This is a genomic window from Moorena sp. SIO3B2, from assembly GCF_010692525.1.
GTDB lineage: Bacteria > Cyanobacteriota > Cyanobacteriia > Cyanobacteriales > Coleofasciculaceae > Moorena > Moorena producens.
On the sequence record NZ_JAAHHE010000231.1, the window covers coordinates 1 to 10,014 of the forward strand.

The following is a 10,014-nucleotide window of genomic DNA, read 5'->3' on the forward strand; positions in this document are numbered from 1 at the left end:
GCTGATAGCTGATAGCTGATAGCTGATAGCTGATAGCTGATAGCTGATAGCTGATAGCTGATAGCTGATAGCTGATAGCTGATAGCTGATAGCTTACCTTGACCTAGGCAATTTTGATTAAAGCTAATCAATCTGAGTTTTGGTTGAGAGCAACATTAGGATTGCGGTAATGGGTCCAAAACCAACCCAAAACAAAGGGTAACCATAGCCACCATCGCTCCTGAGGAGTTAGATACCAGCTGTAGTTACCTAAAGCCATGCGATGCTGAAGTACAAAGTAAACAAAAGCAGAGATACTAACTAAACGTACTCCCAGATTCCGAGAAGGAACAGCAAAAGGAATTATCCAAGTGAAGTACCAAGCATGGATAATTGGAGATAGGATGAGCAGGGAAAAAAAGTACCACTCCGTGAATTGTTGGAAATTGCGCGATCGCAAAATTAGCCAACTTACCGTTAAGCCTAGGGGAAAAGCATAAATCCAATTAACCCAGCGAGAGGGTTCCCAATATTCGCTAACAATATAAGGAATCAATTCCGCACTGCGACCATGGGACACAAACACTGATCCAGTAGGAATCAAAGGACATTCTCCACTAGAGCAAAATTGGAGAGCAGTGATGCCAAAAGGTAAGAAACCGCACAATAGCACTACTATTGCTAGTTTTACCCCTACTTTTCGGAAAGCTTGCCAGGTCAGAAACCCTAAAATTGGCAAAGACATCCACTTCACTGCCATACTAATTCCTACTAGCAAAGCCGAAGCAATCCAGTGCCACCAGGTCAGGGATTGATCAGATGAAGACATCAAGCGGTCAGTAAATGGGGAGTATTCTGCTACTTTACCACTGTCCAACTTTTCCTCTATTTCTGTTATTTTTGTCTGCCTTAAACTCTCTGTTTTTCTGTCAACGACTAACCAAGCTGCAACTAGGGGTAAAATAAACCAACTGTCGTAATGAGCACCACCAGCAAAGGAGTAAATTATCAAAGGATTCCAGGCATAGAAGATTGCCTGGTGATAACCAAATCGACGACTGAGTAACCAACAGATTAATAAGTCAGCTAAGATAAATGCAATTTTGAATAACCAAACCTTAAGGTCAATCAGCGCTAACATCCGAAAACCTAATTGCGCTACTGGTGGATAGATAGCAGAAACAGTAGGATGATTGATTAGTGACCACCATTCCGTATGGTAGGGAATCAGTTCAGTAGCATTAGGTGGCAAATGGTATGGACTAAACCCTAATGTTTGAATATACCCTTCCCATAGATAGCGCCATACATCATCTCCAGGATACATTGGTAGCAGTAGCAGCCTGCTGAGGATAGTAGTACTCCAAAAATTTAGTCCTGAGTGCTGAGTTTTGAGTTTTCGTAAGTACTTTATACTAAGAGATTTAGAGGTTGTCTGAGAAGTATCATTTGCTACATTAAAGCCCCCTAAATCCCCCAATTTTGGGGGACTTTTGCCATCAAATTGGATTCTAGTCCCCCCCAAATTTGGGGGGCTAGGGGGGCGAAATTCAGTATCAAAAAACTTTTCAGATATCCTCTTAGTAAATCCTTTGTAGACTCCTTGCCAAAGTCTGGTCTTGATACTGTTGTTGTTAATTCTGTTGTTAATTCTTTTTGCTTGTTGGGAAATCCCAAGTTTACTGTTGCTAACTTCCGCAGGATATCTAGTATAGACGCTTAATCCCCAAGACAACAGAAAACCTAAGCTAATCACACTGATACCTAACCAAAATCGAGGCACAGCTCCCACCTCTCGGAAATCTCCATGAGGTACAATCAAGATACAACCTAACAACAGGAGTAGAGAACTAAGCCATATATATAGCGTTTTCATTTGAGATGTGAAACTAGGATTGATGGAAATTCCCTATTTCCTTTTCAACACTTCTAGCAATTGTCCCATCTGCGTGGCTAAGCTTAAGGCGACGTAGATATAGACGACCTAAAGTCATCAAAATTATTGTTCCTGCTTGGACACTACCAGAAAGGGTACCAGATATTTTCGAGCGTCCCCCTTGTCGGCGACGGTAACCAACAGGAATTTCACAGATTCGCAAACTACATTCAATCGCACGGGCTTGCATTTCTACTGTCCAGCCAAACCCTCTATCTTGCATTTGGATTTCATCCAAAGCTGAACGGCGAATTAGCCGCAATGGTCCTAAATCCTGATACCAGTGTCCCCAACCCCAACCGATCAGGAAGGTAGCTAGCCAGTTGCCAAAATTTTGCACTGGGGTCATCGCGTTACGTCCATCTACTGTGGCGCGGCGGTTACCTAAAATTAGGTCATACTTATTCCTAGCAGCTAGAAACTGGGGTAAATAACTTAAGTCATCACTGCCATCGCCATCACAGAATAATATCCAATTAATATCTCGGTCTAGTTGCTGCAATCCCCGCCAACAGGCTCGACCGTAACCAGGAATAGGCTCACAGATTACCTCGGCACCGGCTTCTTTTGCTTTAATAATACTGTTGTCGGTGCTGCCATTATCGACTACCCGAATATTGTTCAAATTATAGGATTGAAGAGACTTAATTACCCCAGTGATAGTGGTTTCTTCATTGAGAACAGGGATAATTACTAAGATATTGTGGTTATTAGTCATGGTTATAGCGGTTTTTAATTGGGTGAGGTACAAATATTTTGGTTTTAGGGAGTAGGGAGTAGGGAGCAGGTAACAGGTAACAGGTAACAGGTAACAGGGAAAAAATTCTGTTTAACTAATGAGGATATAAACCGCTATATTAGTCATGAGTTATTGCAGTTTTCAATTGGGTTAAGTCCTTTGTCTATAACGTTATTTACCAAAGTAAGCTGCATACACAAAGGCAAAAGCAGTAGAACTGGGGATGGGAGTGCCGTCGAATTCTTCTACTAATACAGTTTGGAGTTGGCTATCCCAACGTGCTCTAATGGGACGACCATTGAATTCTACAACTTTTTCGCCGACTTTTTTTAATTGGTCATGGACAAATTGATAGCTAGCCCCAGAAAATAGGTTTTTAGGGGTTTGTTGATCCGCTTCCCACACATAGCTAACAATAGCTTTGGGATGAAGGGTAAGTCGTTGTTGATTCCTGACTGGGAAAATAATTTGCTTATCGGTATAGTAGCTACCATAGGGATAGCTGAAGTAAGCCCGGTTATGACCTGTGTTAGTGGATAGAATTTTACTGTTGGGATACTTGTTTAACCAAGAACCAAGAGTAGTTTTGATAGCGGGAATTGTTTTAAGATTACGATTGACTTTAGCACCAATAATACCCATCCCCCAAGGTTGAGAGTAAAGGGTATCATCGGCACGGTCATACATTACTAGGCAACTTTGATAAAGTTTGCCTGTAACACCGTAGGTTGTATTGCTGCGATTAAAGGCAACTATAGTATCACAAAGGGGACAATAGGATACACTAACATTAAGGCCACCTACTGTGTCATTCACCAATTCATGCCAATTCATGACCCCAAAAGGATAGGCTTTGGCTTCTCCATTAATTACCACACCAATCACAGTTTCTGTTTTAGAAAATGGTGTGGTTTGAGACGTATCAAACTTGGGATTATCGATACTAGGAATACCGTCTTTTGGGGGACCACCATTGAGGAGTTCCGTTAAATTAATGCGAGTGGATTTGGCTAGATTAAGGTTTTGTTTTTGGAGGTCAGTGATTTCTTGGTCTTGGTTGTGGAGATAGGCAGTGAGATGGAAGTAACGGAGTTTGAAATTATCCCAGCTCCCGGCTTGTACGACTAGTGCCATCAAACACAGCCCGACTAAGGAAGTAGTGCTGAGGGCTATTTTAAGTAATTTATTCATAATCGTGCTTTCCCTGCCTAGATGTCACTGCAAACCTAATGAGTGCGAGCCTGTGGGTGGTGCGTTACGGGACGGACTATCCCAAGGCTGGCTAGGATAGGAAAAATCAGAATTAGTCCGCCCCTAACGCACCCTACGCACCTGGCACCCTACGCAACTGCCCAACCCCAGCATCAGAAGCTGTGCCTGGAATCCCTAACCTTAGGGTGAGGGGGTAACATGAAACCAAGGTGAGTGATATCTGAGAATTGGATTAAGGATTGATAGCTAGACCATTTTCAAATCGATCATCAAACTCAATGGTGATTAAAGTCCCAAACCGCTACATGAGATTTACCCCCTAAGATTCCTCATCGATCCGATTATTACCAACATCAAAAACAATTATAAATTCTGCATCCGGCATCAATCGTTTCAGGGCCCATAAATGTCCTTCGGCATCCGATCGATTGCGGAAGCGAGCAACAACAACTCGTTGCATTTGTGGTAACAGCCGAATGACCACCCACGGATGAAGGCGTTCAGAATAGGTCATCATTAAAGTATCTCCTTTTTATAGGGGAGCCAGAGCTAGCCCGTAGGTATTGGACTCTCCCCGGGCTAGCTCTTGACTCTGGGCGTCTCAGCGCCCACCCTTATACTATAGCACAAAAATATTTTATTATAACATATTTTGAAAAATTTTGTAACAAATTGTTTGAGGGAGTCGGGACCAGGGACTTTTGAGCAGGTAAAAGAAATATATCCTAAGCTTTGTTTAGAGATTGTCTGAGAAGTCCCATTTGCTACATCCAAGCCCCCTAAATCCCCCAATTTTGGGGGACTTTTAGAAGCAAATTGACTCTTCCCCCAAAGTTGGGGGGCTAGGGGGGCAAAATTCAGTATCAAAAAACTTGGGAGATATCCTCTTAGACTGCTATAACAAAAACATCCTTGTCTCTGTTTGATAATCTTCTGTGTTTCCTATGCCCTCTTCCCTGTGCTCTAGGAATTTTTTCAAATAATGCTATACTTGAATTAGGCAAGAAAGGTTAATATATAGCATTTCTCTTTTTTAATTAGAAATTAAAGAATCTCCAGAAAAACTTAAAGCACTTAGGATGCCACCGCACCAAGGTATCAGAGTGGTTTAGTCTATATCGTCGGGGTAGAATGTAAGCGTTTTTAGAGCATAAAAAAAAGCCAGGTAGACCAATAAATATCCCCCTAGACGTAGAGGAAAAATTACGAGTTAAATTACAACAATCGGAAGGATTTAGTAGTTATGGGGAAGTGCAACTTTGGTTAAAGGGATTGTGTGGCATGGATATACCCTATGCCACAGTATATAAATATGTGCGCACTCGTCTGAAAACTAAATTAAATAAGTTAGATTAAATTTGTTAGAGTCAGTTAGTAGTAACAAAGCTGAGGGAATTTAAAACAGTTGTAAACTACCAGACGCCAAGCTTAAGCTATGGCGCTGGGTAAGGTTGGTTTAAATGTAAAGGTGCGATAGCTGTCGATAGCTTGGGATTGGCTTTTAGGACAAACAGCTCAGTTTTTAATTAGTAAAATTAGGATAATAATCGATAAACTTTAGTTAACTGAAATGCTACCTTCTCTTACCAATTCACTAACTTTCCCTGGCATTCTGCAACGAAGATAGCGTGGTTGTGCCCCGATAGAGCATGACGTTTCAAAGTCCTCACTTTTGTTTATCCAGCCGCCAACGCATTTCTTTAAGGCAAAAGTAGTGCTCCAACATAATCGAACAGACCATCTAGCGGTGATTGGTACACTTCCATTACTAATAGAACCTCTGGTCATAGAAAAGACTTTGATGTTACTAACCCACTTCTCTTTTGACTCAACATTGAAACTAGGATTAGCAGATATAAAATTATCAAGCTCTTGTCCCAGAGTTCCTGTTTCCGGAAGGCGTACAGAAAATATTCCATCCTCAAAGTTTGCACTACGTCCAGATGCAATCAAAAAATCATTGCTTTGTCCTATCCCTTCACTGGTTGACTGATTAGGAGATGTATAGGCAAAGGTTTCCAGTGGTTTGGCAATATCTACTATGGCTAAAGTGGTGATAATGGATGCTACACCGAGGGTGGTTAATAAGTTCGGTAGTTTCATTAATTTTTCGGTCTTTTTAGGATTTTAGTGTTTTGGTAATAGCACCCTATTTACTTTGATAAAAAATTGATATAGCTCTGGATTTATAGGTAAAAATTGTTGGCTATATAATATATTTTATTCACGGAGTAGCCTTGCTATTATTGAAAATAATAATTACTTACTAGTCTTAAAGCTAGTCAACTGGGGTTGCTGAATTAAAGTATGAAGCGCGATCGTTTGGTTTTGCTAAAGCCCCCTAAATCCCCCAATTTTGGGGGACTTTGAAACTCTTGTTCCCCCCAGAATTGGGGGGCTAGGGGGGCGAAACCATACCCAAAATCAGCAACGCCAGTCAACTAGCCCTAGGGCTTGAAATTGGCAATTATCCTAGGTAATGATGCACAATAGTTGCCTATTTCACTTTCCAATAGATAAATAGATTAATCTCAAAGTTTATATAACTCTTACCATCACCCTGATCAGTGGCGGTAATTTAGTGAGATACTATCAAACTATTACCAATAAATACTAATTTATATATTGATTTTTCTAATCAAAGATAGCATACCTATTATTTCTAGAATGTCAGCCAAGTCATTGATATTACTAAGCAAAATGTATTATTAGTGATTAATTATTGGTGACTAGTTATTCGTTAATTACTCTGGTCAATCTTTAATTTTAACCAAACTACGGTCAATATCCTTGACCTTAGTACAGCCACTTAACGCCATGGCTATATCCAATTCATCCCTTAACAATTGCAAGACATGGCGTACTCCTGCAACTCCTGCTACAGCTAATCCCCATAACACCGGACGACCTACCAACACCGCTGATGCACCTAAGGCTAGGGCTTTGAGCACATCAGTGCCTCTACGGATACCCCCATCGATTAATACCGGTAGATAATTTCCCACAGCTGCGACCACTTCGGGTAAGGCATCGATAGACGCGATCGCACTATCCAATTGCCGACCCCCATGATTCAATTACAGCCAGTCAGTATAGCTAGCTCACCTACTCGATTAGTAGAGATTCGATTTTGCGTTTGTAAGCATCACTGTCTAAGCCATCACCACCATTGGGATTCCAACCTTTTTTGTTGATTATTTCGTTGAGAGTATCAAGGCGTTTTGCTGGTTCTGGGTGGGTTCTTAGCATTGCCGGTGTATTGCCTTTGGTTAATTTTTGGAGAAATCCAGTCATTCCTGAGGGAGCGTAGCCAGCACCGTGCAACATTTCTATTCCCTTGCGGTCTGCTTCATATTCCTGCTGCCGTCCTCGGGGAAGAGAAAAGGCGATATCCTCAAGAAGATTTATAATTGTTCCATACTCGATTTCACTAAAGTTGTTGTCTTTGATAATCTGGCGCAGCCTCTCGATACTGTGTTTGCTGGTAATGTGAGCAATTTCGTGAGCTATCACTGCAGCTAACTCAGCTTCATTTTCTACCCCTTTGAGCAAGCCCGTATGAACATAAACAAAGCCACCCACCAAGGCAAAGGCATTTATATCGTTGTTCCTGACTACTTGAAAGGTATAGGGAAAATTGGGGCGATCGCTATAGGGGATTAATCTCTTACCAATGTCTTGGACGTATTCAGTGATTTCGCGTCCGCGGTAAATCTCCAGCCCTTGATCAACTTCTTGTTGATTCAAACACTTACCCAGCTCTACTTCTTGTTGATCAGAAATGGTGATTAACTGAATTATCTCAATTCCTGCATCACCATCCAACCCACAGGAGTCAGATGCTGATGAGGTATTGGGTAACCCTACCCCTAGAGCCAGTGCCACAACTACCAGAATCAGCAGGTAAAACCATCGGCGATGGGAAGCACGCTTAATCCAAAAGAATGGGTTTAACATAGTCGTCTATTTAAGCGTCTATTTGAATAATCAAAAATAGGCTTTTAAGTATTAATTATTCAGCAGTAAGCGATTTAGTTAGCACATTTATCATAAGCAGCTTGTCGTATACCTTGGTAATAAATAGAGTTAACACCCAAGGATTTTTCCAAAATTATCTCCCACCTTAAGTTAGTAATAAATTTATCAATTATTGTCTTCCATTCTGTATCCTGATCTGGTAAAATTATTCCGTAAAAATCACAACTTAACGGTCGGTCAGGAATTAAGGTAAAATCCTGGAATGTCAGCCCTTGTCTTAAGGCTTCTGCCATTAAGAGCATGCCATCACTGGCAAAAGCATCAATTCTCCTTTCGACGACATCTCTTAGAGCCAATTCTCGACCGTTAGAGCTTCTGTAACGAGTGTCTACTATTTCAGCTAATGGGTAGGTACTGGAGATTAAGGGATGTGTATTTGAACCAGGAAGGACACCAATTTTTTTACCAGCTAGGGAAGTTTCAGGATTAAATATACCCTTCATTTCGGGTCTGATTAGAAAATGTGTCCCGGAAAAATAAAAAGCAGTGGAGTAAGTAACTCCTGATAGTGGTGGAGCACTTTTGATCGTATTGGGACCACAATCTAGATGTACCTTGCCATTGGCTACCATCCCATAACGATTGTTAGGGGAGTCTTCGTCTAGAACAGATGGAATTGCCTCGAACCGAACAGGTCTATTGAGTACTTCACCAAGATGGTTGGCTAGAACATACATTTTAGTCACGCAGTAGCCTTGCCATTGATCTTGCTCTAGAAAACCAAAGGGAGGGGCATCTCTCCTAATTCCTACTTTCAAAACACCAGTGCGCTTAATTTCTGACAAGACTGTTTCAGCTAAACTGGCTGAGGTAAAGGTTAAGGATAAGATAATACTAAGGGTGATAGTGGCTAGCTTATTACTCATTTCTTTTTCGGATTTCAGGCTAATAATTACTTACTGATATCACTTTCCAATAGATAAATCGCTCAAAGCTTATCTAAGAGGATATCTCCCAAGTTTTTTGATACTGAATTTTGCCCCCCTAGCCCCCCAAGCGAGGGATTGCTCGCTTGGGGGGAACAAGAATCAATTTGCTGGTAAAAGTCCCCCAAACTTGGGGGATTTAGGGGGCTTTTATGTAGCAAATGATACTTCTCAGACAACCTCTAACCCTTACCCTAACCCTGATAAGTGCCAGGAAGTTATGGCAATAGTATCAAAGTATTACCAATAACTAATAATTTTTTTCATAAAATTTAACATAAGCAGTCTTGCTATAACTTCAGCCAATTCATTGATATTACTAAGCTATTTGGCTTAATATTTAGGTATGAAAAGCTATTATTAATTTATTAATAATTTAGTCAATAGACATCTCCGACAAAGAATCTGAAACCCCGATCCTATCTAGGTGAAAACCTAATTTCTGGAGATGTCTAATCTTTAATTTTCACCAAACTAGAGTCAATATCCTTGACCTTAGTACAGCCACTTAACGCCATCGCTATATCTAATTCATCTCGTAACAATTGCAAGACATGGCGTACTCCAGCAACTCCTGCTACAGCTAATCCCCATAACACCGGACGACCTACCAACACCGCTGATGCACCCAAGGCTAGGGCTTTGAGCACATCAGTGCCTCGACGGATACCCCCATCGATTAATACTGGTAGATGATTTCCTACGGCTGCGACCACTTCGGGTAAGGCATCGATGGATGCGATCGCACTATCCAATTGCCTACCCCCATGATTCGATACAATGATTCCTTTCGCTCCATGGTCCAATGCCTTGAGAGCATCATCTCCTCGCAAAATGCCTTTGACTAACACCGGTAGAGTAGTGATCGATTGTAACCATTCCAGATCCCGCCAGGTCAGTGCTGGATCAATTTGCTGGGCAAAATAGCTCAATAAACCCGATTCTCCTGCGGTTTTGGGAATTTCCAGACCAGTCATTGTCGCTAAATTAGCCAGTTCCATCCCTACCGGTAGAGTAAATTGATTGCGTCGATCCCTTTCCCGACACCCCAACACTGGTGCATCTACGGTCAGACAAAGGGCACTAAAACCAGCTGCCTCCGCCCGTTCCACAAGTCTACGGGTGAGAGTGCGATCGCGATGGACATAAAGCTGAAACCATGAGGGATTTTTGATCTCGGATGT

The 10,014-nt window shown here is 41.5% G+C and carries 8 protein-coding genes and 1 pseudogene; all 9 read right to left on the minus strand.

Translation table 11 applies throughout. The annotated features are described in order from the left end of the window. Positions 1 to 127: 127 nt before the first annotated feature. Positions 128 to 1,855: an MptA/MptB family glycosyltransferase gene (locus F6K38_RS29005; protein WP_287358529.1), complete on the minus strand. Its 1,728-nt coding sequence runs from the start codon at positions 1,853 to 1,855 to the stop codon at positions 128 to 130. A 13-nt stretch (positions 1,856 to 1,868) separates the two neighbouring features. After that, complete coding sequence (locus tag F6K38_RS29010; protein WP_287358531.1) at positions 1,869 to 2,633, minus strand: glycosyltransferase family 2 protein; 765 nt, start codon at positions 2,631 to 2,633, stop codon at positions 1,869 to 1,871. A 192-nt stretch (positions 2,634 to 2,825) separates the two neighbouring features. Continuing rightward, complete coding sequence (locus F6K38_RS29015; RefSeq protein WP_008177711.1) at positions 2,826 to 3,845, minus strand: DUF3179 domain-containing protein; 1,020 nt, start codon at positions 3,843 to 3,845, stop codon at positions 2,826 to 2,828. 340 nt (positions 3,846 to 4,185) lie between these two features. Further along, positions 4,186 to 4,380 carry a hypothetical protein gene (locus F6K38_RS29020; protein WP_008177713.1) on the minus strand — a complete coding sequence of 65 codons (195 nt, stop codon included), beginning with the start codon at positions 4,378 to 4,380 and terminating at the stop codon, positions 4,186 to 4,188. A 1,043-nt stretch (positions 4,381 to 5,423) separates the two neighbouring features. Beyond that, complete coding sequence (locus tag F6K38_RS29025; RefSeq protein ID WP_008177716.1) at positions 5,424 to 5,969, minus strand: hypothetical protein; 546 nt, start codon at positions 5,967 to 5,969, stop codon at positions 5,424 to 5,426. Between the two features lie 650 nt (positions 5,970 to 6,619). Continuing rightward, positions 6,620 to 6,940, minus strand: a pseudogene (locus tag F6K38_RS29030) (alpha-hydroxy acid oxidase); the annotation flags it as partial. Between the two features lie 31 nt (positions 6,941 to 6,971). Next, a complete protein-coding gene (locus F6K38_RS29035; protein ID WP_287266365.1) occupies positions 6,972 to 7,823 on the minus strand; it encodes a M48 family metallopeptidase in 852 nt (283 codons plus the stop codon). Positions 7,824 to 7,897: 74 nt separating this feature from the next. After that, entirely contained in the window at positions 7,898 to 8,770 is an 873-nt protein-coding gene (locus tag F6K38_RS29040; RefSeq protein WP_287358533.1) for a transporter substrate-binding domain-containing protein, read from the minus strand. Positions 8,771 to 9,282: 512 nt separating this feature from the next. Further along, positions 9,283 to 10,014: alpha-hydroxy acid oxidase (locus F6K38_RS29045; RefSeq protein WP_287358536.1), on the minus strand; the 732-nt coding region annotated here is incomplete at its 5' end.

Excerpts from the sequence above, each read along its gene's own strand:
- F6K38_RS29005 (WP_287358529.1), bottom strand. The coding sequence starts at position 1,855 with ATGAAAACGCTATATATATGGCTTAGTTCTCTACTCCTGTTGTTAGGT.
- F6K38_RS29010 (WP_287358531.1), bottom strand. The coding sequence starts at position 2,633 with ATGACTAATAACCACAATATCTTAGTAATTATCCCTGTTCTCAATGAA.
- F6K38_RS29015 (WP_008177711.1), bottom strand. The coding sequence starts at position 3,845 with ATGAATAAATTACTTAAAATAGCCCTCAGCACTACTTCCTTAGTCGGG.
- F6K38_RS29020 (WP_008177713.1), bottom strand. The coding sequence starts at position 4,380 with ATGACCTATTCTGAACGCCTTCATCCGTGGGTGGTCATTCGGCTGTTA.
- F6K38_RS29025 (WP_008177716.1), bottom strand. The coding sequence starts at position 5,969 with ATGAAACTACCGAACTTATTAACCACCCTCGGTGTAGCATCCATTATC.
- F6K38_RS29035 (WP_287266365.1), bottom strand. The coding sequence starts at position 7,823 with ATGTTAAACCCATTCTTTTGGATTAAGCGTGCTTCCCATCGCCGATGG.
- F6K38_RS29040 (WP_287358533.1), bottom strand. The coding sequence starts at position 8,770 with ATGAGTAATAAGCTAGCCACTATCACCCTTAGTATTATCTTATCCTTA.